This is a genomic window from Asanoa hainanensis, from assembly GCF_900188485.1.
In the GTDB taxonomy this organism is placed as follows: domain Bacteria; phylum Actinomycetota; class Actinomycetes; order Mycobacteriales; family Micromonosporaceae; genus Asanoa; species Asanoa hainanensis.
In genome coordinates this window covers 170,903-186,859 of sequence record NZ_FZPH01000004.1, presented here as the reverse complement: position 1 = coordinate 186,859, position 15,957 = coordinate 170,903, and the positions used below count along the sequence as shown (strand labels likewise).

Genomic DNA, 15,957 nt, shown 5'->3' with positions numbered 1-15,957 from the left:
TGCAGGCCGGATGATGGCTAGATGGGTGCCTACGCCGACGCGTACCGGACGAGCCTCACCGACCCGAGCGCCTTCTGGAAGGCCGCCGCCCACGACCTCGAGTGGTACCGCCGGCCGGCCACCGTGCTCGACGACAGCGCGGCGCCGTTCTACCGCTGGTTCCCCGACGGCGTGCTGAACACCTGCTTCAACGCGGTCGACCGGCATGTCCGGGCGGGGCGTGGGGACCAGGCCGCCATCGAGTACGACAGCCCGGTCACCGACACCCGGCGCACGCTGACCTACCGCGAGCTGCAGGACCAGGTCGCGCGCTTCGCCGGCGTACTCCGGCATCTCGGTGTCGACCGCGGCGACCGCGTGGTGATCTACCTGCCGATGGTCCCCGAGGCCGTGGTCGCCATGCTGGCCTGCGCCCGGCTCGGCGCGGTGCATTCCGTGGTGTTCGGCGGCTTCGCACCGCGCGAGCTCGCCGCGCGGATCGACCACGCCCGGCCCAAGGTCCTCGTGACGGCATCGTGCGGCATCGAGGTCAAGCGGGTCATCGAATACCTGCCGATCGTCGAGCAGGCGCTCGGCCTGGCCACCCACACCCCGGCCAGCGTGGTGCTGCTCCAGCGTCCCCAGGCGCGGGCCACCGCGCGGCCCGGCCGCGACGTCGACTGGCACGCCGCGCTCAGCGAGGCGGAGCCGGTCGACTGCGTGCCGGTGGCCGCCACCGACCCGCTCTACATCCTCTACACCTCGGGCACCACCGCCCGGCCCAAGGGCGTGGTGCGCGACAACGGGGGCCACGCGGTGGCCCTGCGGTGGAGCATGCGGCACGTCTACGACACCCATCAGGGCGAGACGATGTGGACCGCCTCAGACATCGGATGGGTCGTCGGGCATTCCTACATCGTGTACGGGCCGCTGCTCGCCGGCTGCACCTCGGTGCTCTACGAGGGCAAGCCGGTCGGCACCCCGGACGCCGGCGCGTTCTGGCGGGTGGCCGCCGAGCACCGGGTCAAGACGATGTTCACCGCGCCGACCGCGTTCCGGGCGATCCGCCGCGCCGACCCGGCGGGCGCGCTGCTCGACGGCTACGACCTGAGCGAGCTGCGCTACCTCTTCCTGGCGGGGGAGCGGCTCGACCCGGACACGTACGCGTGGGCCCGGGAACGGCTCGGCATCCCCGTGGTCGACCACTGGTGGCAGACCGAGACGGGCTGGCCGGTCGCCGCCAACCCGATGGGCCTCGAACCCCTCGAGCCGCGGCCCGGCTCGGCCACGGTGCCGATGCCCGGGTACGACGTGCGGGTGGTCGACGACGACGGCCGGCCGGCGCGCGAGGGGCAGATCGTGATCAAGCTCCCGCTGCCGCCCGGCACGCTGCCGACGCTCTGGCAGGACGACGAGCGCTACGTGGCCTCCTACCTGACCACCCACCCGGGCCACTACCTGACCGGCGACGGCGGGTACGTCGACGACGACGGCTACCTGTTCGTCATGGGCCGCACCGACGACGTCATCAACGTGGCCGGGCACCGGCTGTCCACCGGCGCGATCGAGCAGGTCCTGGCGGCGCACGCGGCGGTCGCGGAGTGCGCCGTGATCGGCGTCGCCGACCAGCTCAAGGGCCAGGTGCCGCGGGCGCTGGTGGTGCTGAAAGCCGGTGCGGCGGCCGACGACCTGGACGCCGAGCTCAAGGCGCTGGTGCGCGAGCGGATCGGCGGGATCGCCGCGCTGAGCCGGGTCGACGTGGTGGCCGCGCTGCCGAAGACCCGCTCGGGCAAGGTGCTCCGCAAGACCATGCGCGGCCTGGCCGACGGCGCCGACGAGCCGGTGCCGGCGACGATCGAGGACCCGGCGGTGCTGGACGCGCTACGCGAGATCTTGCGGGCCTAGCGGGCGCGCGCCGGCGTCGGCGGGCGGACCGGCAGCTCCGGAGCCGCGTTGTTCAGCGGCACCTCGGGGCCGCGGATCAGGCCGAGCTGCACCGCCTGGCGGGGCCCCAGCGCGTGCAGGAGCCAGTCGCCGACCACCCGGACCCGGTTGCCGGGCAGCGACAGCAGGTGGTAGCCCCGCGTCACCACCATGCCCGGCAGGCCCGAGACGTGGATGCCCAGCGGGTTGGCGGTCGCGGCGAGCCCGCCGAGGTCGACCACGAAGCCCAGGTCGCGGTGCCGGTACGGCTTGCGCTTCCCGGTCCCGTACTCCGCGGCGATGTTGGCCGCGACCTGCTTGCCGTGCCGGACCGCGTGCTGGGCGGTCATCGGGGTGGCCCGACCCGGGTGCTGCGGGTCCGGCACCGCGGCCGCGTCGCCGATCGCGTAGACCCGCGGGTGGCCGGGCACGTTGAGGAACTCGTCGACCACGATGCGGCCCTTGTCGGTGGGCAGGCCCAGATCCTCGACCACCGGGTCGGGGCGCACACCGACGCACCAGATCAGCGAACGGGTCGGGATGTAACGGCCGTCGGTCAGGCGTACGCCGTCGAACAGCGCCTCCTGCACCGAGGTGCCCAGCAGCACCTCGACGCCGCGCTCCTCGAGCACCCGGTGCGCGTCCTTCGACATCCGCTCGTCGAGCTCCGGCAGCACCCGCTTGGCGAGGTCGAGCAGGATCCACTGCGGCTTGATCGGGGTCTTCTTCTGCTTGGCCAGCATGTCGGTGAACTGCACGCCGTGGGCGGCCACCTCGGTGCCGGTGTAGCCGGCGCCGACCACCACGAAGGTGCAGCGGGCCGTGCACTCACCGGGGTCGGCCTCGGTCAGGGCCATCTCGAGCTGGCGGACCATGTGGTCGTGCAGGAACAGCGCCTCGGGCACGCCCCGGAAGCCGTGGGCGTGGTCGGCGACGCCGGGGATCGGCAGCAGCTTGTTGACGCTGCCCAGCGCTATCACCAGCCGGTCGTACTTGACGTGCCCCTCGCCGCCCTCCGGGTTGGTGTAGTGCACCCGGTTTTCCTTCAGGTCGAGCGCGTTCGCCTCGCCGAGCACGAGCCGGACCCCGGGCAGCTTGTGGGTCAGCGAGACCGCGATCTGCCGAGGCTCCAGCACCCCGACCGCGACCTCGGGTAACAACGGCACGTAGAGCAGGTAGTCCGTCGGGTTGATCAGCGTGATGTCCGCCCGGCCCCGGGCGAGCCGGACCAGCTTGTGCGCTGCGTGATACCCGGCGAAGCCGCCGCCGACGATGACCACCCTGGGACGAGCCATGCCACCCACGTTAGTGGCCCTTGGGAGGTCCGGCACGCTATGTGCCTAAATCCGCCCGGTGCTCATACCTCCGATGTCTCGTGACCTCGGTGCGGAGAACGCTCGGGAAAGACATCGATGCTCGGGGATTGACGGCCGAAGACATCCAATGTTAAATCCTTGTCACAGATGAAGGTCGATGCCCATTTCGGCGGATGGGCACCGCCCGAAACGATCTAGAAGGGATCGTGTCGGATGAAGGTGCGTTCGCCGATCTGGCGACCAATGCTGCGCGCCAGCGCGCTCCTCCTCGTGCTGACCGGTGGCCTCGTCATCACCGGGCCGGGTCCAGCCCTCGCTGCACCCACCGACGCCGCCTACAACGCCGGCACCGGAGCGCTCAACGTCGACTACGCGAGCTACCTGTCGAAGCACGACGTCGTCTACAACCGGCCCAACACCAACCCACTGCACGGCCTGACCGTCGGCAACGGCCGGACCGGCGCGATGATGTGGAACCAGAACGGGCTGACCGCGCAGGTGTCCGGTGTGGACCTGGCTCAGCAGTCGACGTACGCGGCCGGCAACCTCAACCTGTTCACCTCGCCGCAGATGGACACCGGCTACAGCACGTTCCAGCAGCGGCTGTCGCTCTACGACGGCACGCTCACCACCAAGTACGACAGCAACCGCACGGTGACGGTGCTCGGCTCGCCCAACTCCGAGGTGATGGGCATCCACGTCGAGGACTCGCGGCCCGGCGTCACGAGCATCGGCCTGGACCTGTCGCTCTGGGACATGAACACCGTCCAGAACATCGCCGACGTGCCGAACCTGACCACCTGGCGCACCGTGAGCACGTTCGCGGACTCGACCGGCGTGGGCCTGTCCCGCGGCCAGGCCGACCCCAACAACTTCGGCTACACGTTCGCGGCGACCGTCGAGGGCGCCGCCTACACCTCGCAGGCCGTCAACGGCACCCGGGTGCGGCTGAACATCACGCCGACGTCGAGCTACACGATCTGGTTCACCGCGGCCAGCCGGGTCAACTCGCCCGGCCAGAACTCGGTGCAGCAGGCCAAGAACCAGCTCGCCGCCGTCAAGGCGACCGGGTACGCCAGCACGCTGACCGCGTACAAGAACTGGTGGCACGCCTTCTGGGCCAAGTCGTTCGTGCAGTACGGCGGCAGCGCCGACAACGACTACCTGGAGAACGCCTACTACCTGTTCACCTACATGATCGCGGCCGGCGGCTACGGCAACTACCCGCTGCACTTCATCAACGGCAACTTCCGGGCCACGCAGGACAACTCGAAGTGGTCCAACGGCTACTGGTACTGGAACCAACGGGACGTCTACAACTCGTTCTACAGCTCGAACCACACCGAGCTGATGCGGACGTTCAACAACCTCTACTCCCGCAACTACGCGGCGATAAAGAGCTACACGCAGACGCGGTACGGCACCGACTCGCTGTGGGTGCCCGAGACGATGGGCTGGGACGGCAACGCCCGCGGCACCATCAACAGCGACTTCGTCAACGACACGTACTCGACGGGCACCGAGGCCGCCTACAACATGTACCTCTATTACAGGTATACGAACGACACGGCGTACCTGCAGAACGTCGTCTACCCGTTCATGCGTGACGCGGCGCGGTTCTACCAGAACCGGTTGTCCCGCAATGGCGCCCAGTACTACATGGCGAGCTCCAACGCGCACGAGACGTACTGGGACGTGAAGAACGCGCTCACCGACCTGGCCGCCATCCGGCTGCTGTTCCCGTTGACGATCCAGGTGTCCACGCAGCTCGGGCTCGACAGTGGACTGCGGGCCGGCTGGCAGGACGTCGTCAACAACCTGGCGCCGTACCAGATCTCGAACGGGGCCTATCTGCCGCACGACCCGCCGAGCGCCCAGATCCGCAACGGCGAGAACGTGGCGTTGGAGCTCGTCTGGCCATACGACCAGAGCGGCATCGGCTTCCCCGACCAGCAGACGTCGGTCAACACCTGGAACGTGCGGCCGTTCCCGTATGGCAACGTCTGGGCCAACGACCACGTGCACGCGGCCCGGCTCGGCCTCGGCCCGCAGGCGCAGGCCGGCATGAAGACGATGCTCCAGAAGTACCAGAACTACCCCAACGGCATGACCAGCAACACCAACGGGGTGTACGAGTACATCGGCATCCACCTCGCGGCGATGAACGAGTCGCTGATGCAGTCGTACAACGACAAGATCCGGGTGTTCCCCGCGATCCCGTCCGGCTCCGCGTTCGTCGGCAAGTTCACGCTGCTGGCCAAGGACGGCTTCCTGGTCAGCTCGGAGCGCGAGGCGTCGGAGACCAAGTACGTCGGCGTCCGCAGCCTGCACGGCAAGCCGGCGCGGGTGGTCAACCCCTGGGGGACCGAGCAGATCCGGGTCCGCCGCACCAGTGACAACGCCATCATCACCACGGTCTCGGCGGCCGAGGTGACGTGGGCGACCGCGGCGAACACGAGCTACGTGGTGGAGCGGGTGGCCAAGCCGCTCACGTCCTACTCCGCGACGACGCTGACGGGCACGGTCAACAACGGCGCGAAGTCGCTGTCCGGGACGGCGTCGACGCTGGGCCTCGGCCCGGCCGGGCAGGGCGGGCTGGTCAACAACACCGACCTGACCTACGGCGCCAACTGGCACCTGACCACGGCCCGGGGGTACGGCGACTACAACGACGACACCCACCACAGCAACACCGTCAACGCGGAAGCGTCCTACACGTTCACCGGTACGGGCGTGGAGTACCTGTCCGAGCGGTTCAGCGACATGGGCAACGTCGACGTCTACCTCGACGGCACGTTCCAGGCCAACGTCAACCTCAACGTGAGTGGCGCGCGGCAGGTCCAACAGGTGGTGTGGAGCCGGACCGGGCTGACCAACGGCCAGCACACGATCCGGATCGTCAACAAGACGACCTCGGTGGGCATGATCGACGCGTTGCGGATCCTCACCGGCGGGGGCAGCAACCCGACGGGCGGCACCGCGCTGCGGGCCGGCGCCAACAACCTCTACGTAACGGCCGCGGGCACCACGCCGCTGATCGCCAGCGCGACGGCGATCGGCGGGAACGAGCGGTTCGACGTCGTCGACCTCGGCGGCGGCAACGTGGGATTGCGTTCGCGGGCCAACAACATGTTCGCCTGCGCGGAGAACGCCGGCGCCAACCCGCTGGTCGCGAACCGGGCGTCGGCGGGGTCCTGGGAGACGTTCGCCCGGGTCAACAACTCCGACGGGACGGTCAGCTTCCGGGCCACCGTCAACAACAAGTACGTCGTCGCGGAGAACGGCGGTGCGGCCAGCCTCATCGCCAACCGTGACGCCATCGGACCGTGGGAGAAGTTCACGCTCGTCGCGGGCTGAACCCACAGCGGGGCCAGGGGAATGGCACACCCTGGCCCCATCACCCGTCCCTACCAACCGTTCCAGCCGAGCATCGGCGGCCCGGCTCCTACCCCCATTCCGTCAGAGCGGAGGAGCAGAGTGTTGAGACGATTGGTGGCGGCCCTTGCCGGGCTCGCCGTGGTGCTGGTCGCCGCGTTGTACGCGGCACCCGCCTCGGCGGCTCCCGTGACAAAGGTTCTCGTGTTCTCCAAGACGGCCGGTTTCCGGCACTCGTCGATACCCAACGGCATCGCGGCGATCCAGTTGCTCGGGTCGCAGAACGGCTTCACGGTGACGGCCACCGAGGACGCCGCCCAGTTCACCACCGCCAACCTGGCCCAGTACCAGGCGGTGGTCTTCCTCTCCACGACCGGTGACGTGCTGAACGCGACCCAGCAGACCGCGTTCCAGTCGTACATCGCCAGTGGCAAGGGCTATGTGGGCGTGCACGCCGCCGCCGACACCGAGTACGACTGGGCGTGGTACGGCGGCCTGGTCGGCGCCTACTTCCAGTCGCACCCGGCGATCCAGACGGCGACCCTGCGGGTCGAGGACACCACGAACCCGGCGTCGGCGCACCTGCCGGCCAACTGGACCCGCTCGGACGAGTGGTACAACTACCGGACCAACCCGCGGGCCAACGTACGCGTGCTCGTGCGGCTCGACGAGGCCACCTACAGCGGTGGGTCGATGGGCGACCACCCCATCACCTGGTGCCAGAACTACGGCGGTGGCCGCGCGTTCTACACCGGGCTCGGGCACACCGAGGCGTCGTACACGGAGTCGAACTTCACCCGGATGCTGCTCGGCGCGATCCAGTGGGCCGGTGGCGCGGTCACCGCGACCTGCACGCCGCCCACGACGCCGCCGGTGAGCGGCACGGCGGTGCGGGCGCAGGCGAACAACCTGTTCGTCACCGCCGGCTCCGGCAACCTGATCGCCAACGCGTCCGCCGCGTCCACCACGGCGCAGCGGTTCGACGTCGTCGACCTCGGCGGCGGCAACGTCGCGCTGCGGTCGCGCGCCAACGGCATGTACGTCTGCGCGGAGAACGCCGGCGCGAACCCGCTGGTCGCCAACCGGGCCGCCGTCGGTGGCTGGGAGACGTTCGCGCGGGTGAACAACTCCGACGGCACGGTCAGCTTCCGCGCCCAGGCGAACGGCCGCTACGTGGTGGCCGAGAACGCCGGCGCGGCGGCCCTGATCGCCAACCGCACCGCCATCGGCCCCTGGGAGAAGTTCACCCTCACGACCAGCTAGCCCACTCCACGGACCCACGGTCCCGCACCGCCGCCCGCGGCAGTGCGGGCCGCGGTCCGCGGTTGCTCCGTACCCCTACCCAGTCACGGGAGCATCCACATGCGACGTACGTCCCTGCGCCGCAGACCGCGCCTCTTGAGCGCGCTCGGCGCCGCCCTGCTCACGGCGGCCAGCCTCACGGCCCTGACCGTCACCGCCACGCCGGCGGCCGCCGCGCCGCCGGCGACCAACCTGTTCGAGAAGGTCAAGCTCGACGGCGGCACCTCGATGGGCGAGCCGATCGAGCTCGCGGTCGCACCGGACCAGAAGGTCTTCTACATCAACCGTGGCACGTCGTCCGGCGGCGGCCAGGTCCGGCTCTACAACCCCACGACGCGGACCACGACGGTCGCGCTGACGATCGCCCTGGACGCCCGCTTCGAGGACGGCCTGATCGGCATCACGCTCGACCCCGGCTTCGCCACCAACCGCTGGCTCTATCTGTTCTACTCGCCCGCCCAGGCGAACCTGGTCAACCGGATCTCCCGGTTCACCTTCAACGCGACCACGAACGTCATCGACCCGGCGTCCGAAGACATGATCATCGAGTGGCCCACCGAGCGGCGGCTGTGCTGTCACTCAGCCGGCTCGATGACCTGGGACACCGCCGGCAACCTCTATTTCGCGGTCGGTGACAACACCAACTCCGGTGGCGACTCGGCCGGCATGGCGCCGATCGACGAGCGCACCAACCGCGACGCCCAGTACGACGCGCAGCGCACGAGCGGCAACACCAACGACCTGCGCGGCAAGATCAACCGGATCAAGCCGACGACGACCGGCACGTACACGATCCCGAGCGGCAACCTGTTCGCGGCCGGCACGGCCGGCACCCGGCCCGAGATCTACATCATGGGCACCCGCAACCCGTACCGGATCTGGGTCGACAAGAAGGCCAACAACACCCTGTACTGGGGCGAGGTCGGTCCGGACGCCGGTGCGACGATCGCCAACCGGGGACCGGCGGCCTACGACGAGTTCAACCGGGCGACCGCGCCGGGCAACTACGGCTGGCCGTACTGCGGCGGCCCGAACGTGGCGTACAACGACTGGGACTTCGCCGCCAACGCACCGCGCGGCTGGTTCCCCTGCGGCGGCACGACCGGCCCGGTCAACAACTCGCCGCGCAACACCGGCCTCCAGCAGCTTCCACCGACCAAGCCGGCGCTGGTCTGGGAGCAGCACGGCGGCAGCCGGGAGTGGCCGGCGCTGGACAACCCGGGCGGCTGCGGCTCGCCGAACCACACCGAGGTCTACCACTACGACCCGAACCTGGTCTCGGACGTCAAGTGGCCGGCCTACTACGACAACAAGTGGCTGATCTCCGAGTACTGCCGCAACTGGATCAAGGAGGTCCAGTTCAACAACGGCAACCCGGTGACCGGCACGCCGACCGTGATCGAGCCGGTGCTGGCCGGGATGCAGCTCGTGCACCCGATCGACATGGAGTTCGGCCCGGACGGGTCGCTCTACCTGCTCGAGTACGGCAACGGCTACTTCTCCGGTGACGTCGCGGCCGGCCTCTACAAGATCAATTATGTGGCCGGCGGACGCGCGCCCATCGCCGTCGCCTCCGCCAACCGCGACAACGGCCTGGCGCCGCTGGCCGTCACGTTCTCCAGCGCGGGCAGCACCGACCCCGACGGCGACCCGCTGACCTACCAGTGGGACTTCGACAACAACGGCACGGTCGACTCGACCGCGGCCAACCCCTCGTACACGTACACGACCAACGGCGACAAGCGGGCGCGGCTGACCGTCAACGACGGCACCGGCCGCAGCGGCACCACGCTGCTGCCGATCGTGGTCGGCAACAACCGGCCCACGGTCGCGCTGAACGGCCTGCCGGCCGGCGGCATGATCTCGTGGGGCGAGAACGTCACCTCCACGGGTACGGCCACCGACCCGCAGGACGGCACGATCCCCTGTGGCAGCGTGGTGATCCGGGCCGCGCTCGGCCACCAGGAGCACGCGCACGAGGAGGGCCAGGGCACCGGCTGCGGCTTCACCGTCAACACCGGCCCGGTGCACGCCGGCCCCGACTCGACGCTGTTCTTCGTGCTGCGGTCCAGCTACACCGACCGGGGCGCGACCGGCAGCGTGCCGCTGACCGGCGAGAAGGAGATCACCCTCTGGCCCAAGCAGTGGCAGGCCGAGCACTACGTGACGCTCAACGGCCCGCAGGTGATCAACGCGTCGGGTGCCGAGGGTGGCAAGCGGCTCGGTGACATCCAGAACGGCGAGTACGTGCGGCACCACGCCGTCAGCCTCAAGGGGATCACCCAGCTCCGGGCCCGGGTCTCGTCCGGCGGCGCCGGCGGCACCATCTCGTTCCGCTACGACTCGACCACCGGCACCGAGGTGGCCCGGGTCACGGTGCCGAGCACCGGGAGCTGGGACACGTACACGGACATCACCGTTCCCGTCTCCAAGCCCGACGACAACACCCACGACCTCTACATCGTGTTCAACGGCGGCAGCGGGGCGTTCCTCGACCTCGACAGCTACACGTTCGTCGGTGCGGGCGTCTCGACTCCGGTCAGCGGCGGACCGCGCACGGGCCCGCTGCGGGCGCTCGGCAAGTGCGCCGACGTGAACGGCGGCGCGACCGCCGACGGCACCAAGGTGCAGATCTGGGACTGCAACGGCGCGACGAACCAGAGCTGGACGGTCGGCACCGACGGCACGATCCGCTCGCTCGGCAAGTGCCTCGACGTCCAGTCCAGCGGCACGACCAACGGCACGAAGATCCACCTCTGGACCTGCAACAGCACCGGTGCCCAGCAGTGGGTCACCGCCGCCAACGGCGGCCTGCGCAACCCGCAGGCCAACAAGTGCCTGGACATCCCAGGGTCGAACACCACCAACGGAACCCAGCTTCAGATCTACGACTGCAACGGCACCGGCGCCCAGAACTGGACGCTGCCGTAAGGCCGGAGCGCATAGCCGCGCGGGGTCCGGTCGCGCCGACGGCCGGGCCCCGCGCCCCCTACCTCTTAGGAGCACGCATGCGCATCCGCGCCCTCGCCGCGACCGCGGCGCTCGCCCTCGTGGCGGGCCTCGCGGTCGCTCCGCCCGCCCAGGCCGCCGCACCGCTGACCAAGGTCCTCGTCTTCTCCAAGACCGCCGGCTTCCGGCACTCGTCGATTCCCAACGGCATCGCGGCGATCCAGCAGCTCGGCTCGCAGAACGGCTTCACGGTGACCGCGACCGAGGACGCCGCCCAGTTCACCACCGCCAACCTCGCGCAGTACCAGGCGGTGGTCTTCCTCTCGACCACCGGTGACGTGCTCAACGCGACCCAGCAAACCGCCTTCCAAACGTACGTGACCGGCGGTGGCGGGTTCGTCGGTGTGCACGCGGCCGCCGACACCGAGTACGACTGGCCGTTCTACGGCGAGCTCGTCGGCGCCTGGTTCGCCTCGCACCCGGCCAACCAGACCGCGACGATCCGGGTCGAGGACCGCGGCAACGCCTCGACCGCACACCTGCCGGCGACCTGGTCCCGGCTGGACGAGTGGTACAACTACCGCACCAACCCCCGGTCCACCGCCAAGGTGCTGGCCAGCCTCGACGAGTCCTCGTACTCCGGTGGCTCGATGGGTGGCGACCACCCGATCACCTGGTGCAAGAACGTCGGCAGCGGCCGGTCCTGGTACACCGGGCTCGGGCACGTCGAGGACGCGTACACGGACGCGAACTTCACCCGGATGCTGCTCGGCGGCATCCAGATCGCGGCCAACAACCGGCCGGCCGACTGCCGACCGGAGACGGGCTACACGGCGCTGTTCGACGGGACCCAGGCGAGCCTCAACAACTGGCGCCAGATCGGCGCCGGCAACTTCACCCTGGCCAACGGGACGCTGAGCTCGGTCGGCGGCATGGGGCTGCTCTGGTACCCCGTGCGGACGTTCGCCAACTACTCGCTGAAGCTCGACTGGATGATGCCGGGCGACGACAACGGCGGCGTGTTCATCGGCTTCCCGGACCCTGCGGGCGATCCCTGGAACCCGGTCAACCAGGGTCACGAGATCCAGATAGACGCGACCGACGCCGACCCGACCCGCACGACCGGCAGCGTCTACAGCTTCCAGGGGCCGAACTACGCGCTGCGGGACGCCGCGCTCAACCCGCCGGGCTCGTGGAACACCTACGAGATCGGCGTGCACGGCCAGCGGGTCGAGATCTGGCTCAACGGCGTGAAGGTCAACGACTACGTCTCGCCCCGGGCCATCTCCAACGGCTACATCGGCGTGCAGAACGACGGCGCCGGGCTCGACATCAACTACCGCAACATCCGCATCAAGGCCGAGGGCGGCAACCCGCCGGCGACGGACATCGCGCAGGGCAAGCCGGTCACGGTGACCAGTGTGGAGGGACCGAACCAGGCCGCCTACGCCACCGACGGCAACTCGGCCACGCGGTGGGGCTCGGCCTACACCGACCCCCAGTCCATCACCGTGGACCTCGGGCAGTCCTACAACCTCTCCCGGGTGCGGCTCAACTGGGAGACGGCGTTCGGGCGGGCGTACCAGATCCAGACCTCGCCCAACAACTCCACCTGGACGACGGTCTACTCGACCACCACCGGCGACGGCGGGGTCGACGACCTGACCCTGTCGGGCACCGGCCGCTACGTCCGGATGAACGGCACGCAGCGCGGCACCCAGTGGGGTTACTCGCTCTGGGACTTCAACGTGTACGGGACGCCGGCCTCTTCCGGGCCGGCACTGCTGTCTCGCAACCAGCCGGTGACGGTGTCCAGTGTGGAGCCGGGATCGGCCCACGCGGGCGCCAATGCGGTCGACGGCAACACCGCCACCCGCTGGGGGTCGGCCTACAGCGACCCGCAGTGGATCACCGTCGACCTGGGCTCGGCGCGGACCGTCAACCGCGTCCGGCTCCAGTGGGAGGCGGCCTACGCGCGGGCGTACCAGATCCAGACGTCGACGAACGGCTCGACCTGGACCAACGCCTACGCCACCACGACCGGTGACGGCGCCGTCGACGACGTCACCCTTTCCACCCCGCCCACCGCCCGCTACGTCCGCGTCAACGGCACGCAGCGGGCCCTGACCCAGTACGGCTACTCCCTCTGGGAGTTCGAGGTCTACGGATCATGAAAGGAACGCACATGCGCCCAACCCCTCGGCGCTGGTCGCGGCTGCTCGCCGTCGGCCTGCTCGGCGTCGCCAGCTCCACGCTGGCGGTGACCACGACCGCGGCACCCGCCGCCGCGGCGGACATCCCGGCGGCCGACTACCAGGCCGTCCAGCTCGCCCTCGGCTCCGCCGAGATCGGCGAGGCGATGTCGCTGGCCGTGCTGCCGGACCGCACGGTCATCCACACCGCCCGCAACGGCACGGTCCGGGTCACCGACCCGGCCGGCAACACCAAGGTGGCCGGCACCATCCCCGTCTACACGCACGACGAGGAGGGCCTGCAGGGCGTCGCGGTCGACCCGGGCTTCGCGACCAACCGCTACGTCTGGCTCTACTACTCGCCGCCGCTCTCGACGCCCGGCGGTGACGCGCCGACCACCGGCACCGCCGCCGACTTCAACGCGTGGAAGGGCCACCTGAACCTGTCGCGGTTCACCCTCAACGCCGACAACACGCTCAACATGGCCAGCCAGGTCGTCACGCTGACCGTCGACAACGACCGGGGCCAGTGCTGCCACGTCGGTGGCGACATCGACTTCGACGCGGCCGGCAACCTCTACCTGACCACCGGCGACGACACCAACCCGTTCGAGAGCAACGCGTTCACCCCGATCGACGAGCGGACCAACCGGAACCCGCAGTTCGACGCGCAGCGCTCCTCGGGCAACACCAACGACCTGCGCGGCAAGGTCCTGCGGATCAAGCCGACGGCGGCCGGCGGCTACACGATCCCGGCCGGCAACATGTTCGCGCCGGGCACCGCCAACACCCGGCCGGAGATCTACGCGATGGGCTTCCGGAACCCGTTCCGGATGAGCGTCGACAAGCCGACCGGCATCGTCTACCTCGGCGACTACGGCCCGGACGCGGGCGCGGCGGACCCCAACCGGGGTCCGGGTGGCCAGGTCGAGTTCAACCGGATCACGGCACCGGGCAACTACGGCTGGCCGTACTGCACCGGCAGCAACTCGACGACCGAGACCTACAACGAGTACACCTTCCCGAGCGGTCCGTCGTTGGGCAAGTACAACTGCGCGGGCGGGCCGACCAACAACTCGTTCCGCAACACCGGCCTCACGACGTTGCCCGCGGCCAAGCCGGCCTGGATCCGGTACGGCTTCGACTCGACCCCGCCGGAGTTCGGTGGCGGCTCCGAGTCGCCGATGGGCGGCCCGGTCTACCGCTACAACGCGTCGCTGAACTCCCCGGTCAAGTTCCCGCAGTCGCTGGACGGCCGCTACTTCGCCGGTGAGTACGGCCGGCAGTGGATAAAGGCGATCGCGGTCAACAGCAACGGCACCTACGGCGAGATCTCGGACTTCCCGTGGGACGGCACGCAGGTCATGGACATGGCCTTCGGGCCGGACGGCGCGCTCTACGTGCTCGACTACGGCACGGGCTCCAACAACCAGGCGCTGTACCGGATCGAGTACATCGGCGGCGGCAACCGCAGCCCGGTGGCGGTGGCCTCGGCCAACCGGACGTCCGGACCCGCGCCGCTGAGCATCACCTTCTCGTCGGCCGGCTCGACGGACCCGGAGGGTGGCGCGCTGTCGTATCTGTGGACGTTCGGCGACGGGACCACGTCGACGGCGGCCAACCCGACCAAGACGTACACCACCAACGGCACCTATACGCCGACGTTGCGGGTCACCGACCCGACCGGGCTGAGCGGGACGGCCAGCCTCGTCGTCACGGTCGGCAACTCGGCGCCGACGGTCAACCTCAGCGCCCCGGCCGATGGGACGCTGTTCAACTTCGGTGACACGATTCCGTACACGGTGAGCGTCTCGGATCCCGAGGACGGCACCATCAACTGCGCGCGGGTGTCGGTCACCTACTTCCTCGGCCACGACAACCACTCGCACCAGATCACCTCGAAGACCGGCTGTTCCGGCACGCTGACCGTGCCCACCGACGGTGAGCACGACGCGGCGGCCAACATCTTCGGCATCTTCGTGGCGTCGTACACCGACAACGGCGGCCTGACCACGACCAACCAGAAGACGCTGCAGCCCCGGCACCGCCAGGGTGAGCACTTCGCGGCGCAGTCCGGTGGCGTGCAGATCGCCAACCACGCGGCGGCCGAGGGCGGCGCCACCGCCGGCTACATCGACAACAACGACTGGATCTCGTTCCGGCCGTACACCCTGGCGGGGGCTTCGAGCATCACCGCCCGGGTCGCCTCCGGCACGATCGGCGGCACCATCGAGGTGCGCAGCGGCTCGCAGACCGGCACCCTGCACGGCACGCTGACGGTCAGCCCGACCGGCGGTTGGGAGACCTACGCCAACGTGACGGCCAACCTGTCGAACCTGCCGTCGGGCTCGACGCAGCTCTTCTTCGTGTTCAAGGGCGGGGCGGGCAACCTGTTCGACCTCGACGCGTTCACCTTCAACTCGACCGGCACCCCGCCGACCGGGGGCTCGACGATCAAGGCGCTGGTCAACAACCAGTTCGTCAGCGCCGCCAACAGCACGACGCCGCTGATCGCCAACAAGGCGACGGCGGGCACCACCGAGCGGTTCGACGTCGTCGACCTGGGCGGTGGCAACGTCGCGCTGCGCTCGCGGGCCAACAACATGTTCGTCTGCGCGGAGAACGCCGGTGCGGGCGCGCTGGTGGCCAACCGGGCGACGGCCGGCTCGTGGGAGACGTTCACGCTGATCCGGAACTCGGACGGCAGTGAGAGCTTCCGCGCGACCGTCAACAACATGTACGTGGTCGCGGAGAACAGCGGCGCCGGCTCGCTGATCGCCAACCGCGCGGCCATCGGGCCGTGGGAGAAGTTCGACCTGGTCTAACTCGCGGATAGATTGGATGAATCGCCTCGGTAACGGGGCGATTCTTCCTTTGTGGAGATCGAAGGTCTTGCCACACATCCGATCACCTGGTAAACA

The 15,957-nt window shown here is 69.5% G+C and carries 7 protein-coding genes; 6 read left to right on the top strand and 1 reads right to left on the bottom strand.

The genetic code is table 11. From position 1 onward, the window contains the following. Window positions 1-21: 21 nt before the first annotated feature. Window positions 22-1,884, top strand: coding sequence for an AMP-binding protein (locus tag CHC05_RS11860; RefSeq protein WP_089247868.1), 1,863 nt, complete (start codon window positions 22-24; stop codon window positions 1,882-1,884). On the opposite strand, the gene CHC05_RS11855 is transcribed toward CHC05_RS11860, so the two are convergent. Then, a complete protein-coding gene (locus CHC05_RS11855; protein ID WP_089247866.1) occupies window positions 1,881-3,197 on the bottom strand; it encodes an NAD(P)/FAD-dependent oxidoreductase in 1,317 nt (438 codons plus the stop codon). The two genes, CHC05_RS11860 and CHC05_RS11855, sit on opposite strands and share 4 nt — an antisense overlap. Window positions 3,198-3,431: 234 nt before the next feature. Between CHC05_RS11855 and CHC05_RS11850 the strand changes: the two genes are divergently transcribed. The 5 genes from CHC05_RS11850 (at window position 3,432) to CHC05_RS11830 (ending at window position 15,861) form a co-directional block, all read left to right on the top strand. Then, on the top strand, window positions 3,432-6,575 hold the full coding sequence (locus CHC05_RS11850; protein WP_089247864.1) for a fascin domain-containing protein: 3,144 nt from the start codon (window positions 3,432-3,434) through the stop codon (window positions 6,573-6,575). A gap of 21 nt (window positions 6,576-6,596) precedes the next feature. Further along, complete coding sequence (locus CHC05_RS43415; RefSeq protein WP_089247862.1) at window positions 6,597-7,856, top strand: ThuA domain-containing protein; 1,260 nt, start codon at window positions 6,597-6,599, stop codon at window positions 7,854-7,856. A 99-nt stretch (window positions 7,857-7,955) separates the two neighbouring features. Further along, window positions 7,956-10,826, top strand: coding sequence for a ricin-type beta-trefoil lectin domain protein (locus tag CHC05_RS11840; protein ID WP_089247860.1), 2,871 nt, complete (start codon window positions 7,956-7,958; stop codon window positions 10,824-10,826). A 77-nt stretch (window positions 10,827-10,903) separates the two neighbouring features. Continuing rightward, on the top strand, window positions 10,904-13,018 hold the full coding sequence (locus CHC05_RS11835; RefSeq protein ID WP_089247858.1) for a ThuA domain-containing protein: 2,115 nt from the start codon (window positions 10,904-10,906) through the stop codon (window positions 13,016-13,018). Between the two features lie 11 nt (window positions 13,019-13,029). Further along, window positions 13,030-15,861 carry a PQQ-dependent sugar dehydrogenase gene (locus CHC05_RS11830; protein ID WP_089247856.1) on the top strand — a complete coding sequence of 944 codons (2,832 nt, stop codon included), beginning with the start codon at window positions 13,030-13,032 and terminating at the stop codon, window positions 15,859-15,861. Window positions 15,862-15,957 lie beyond the last annotated feature (96 nt).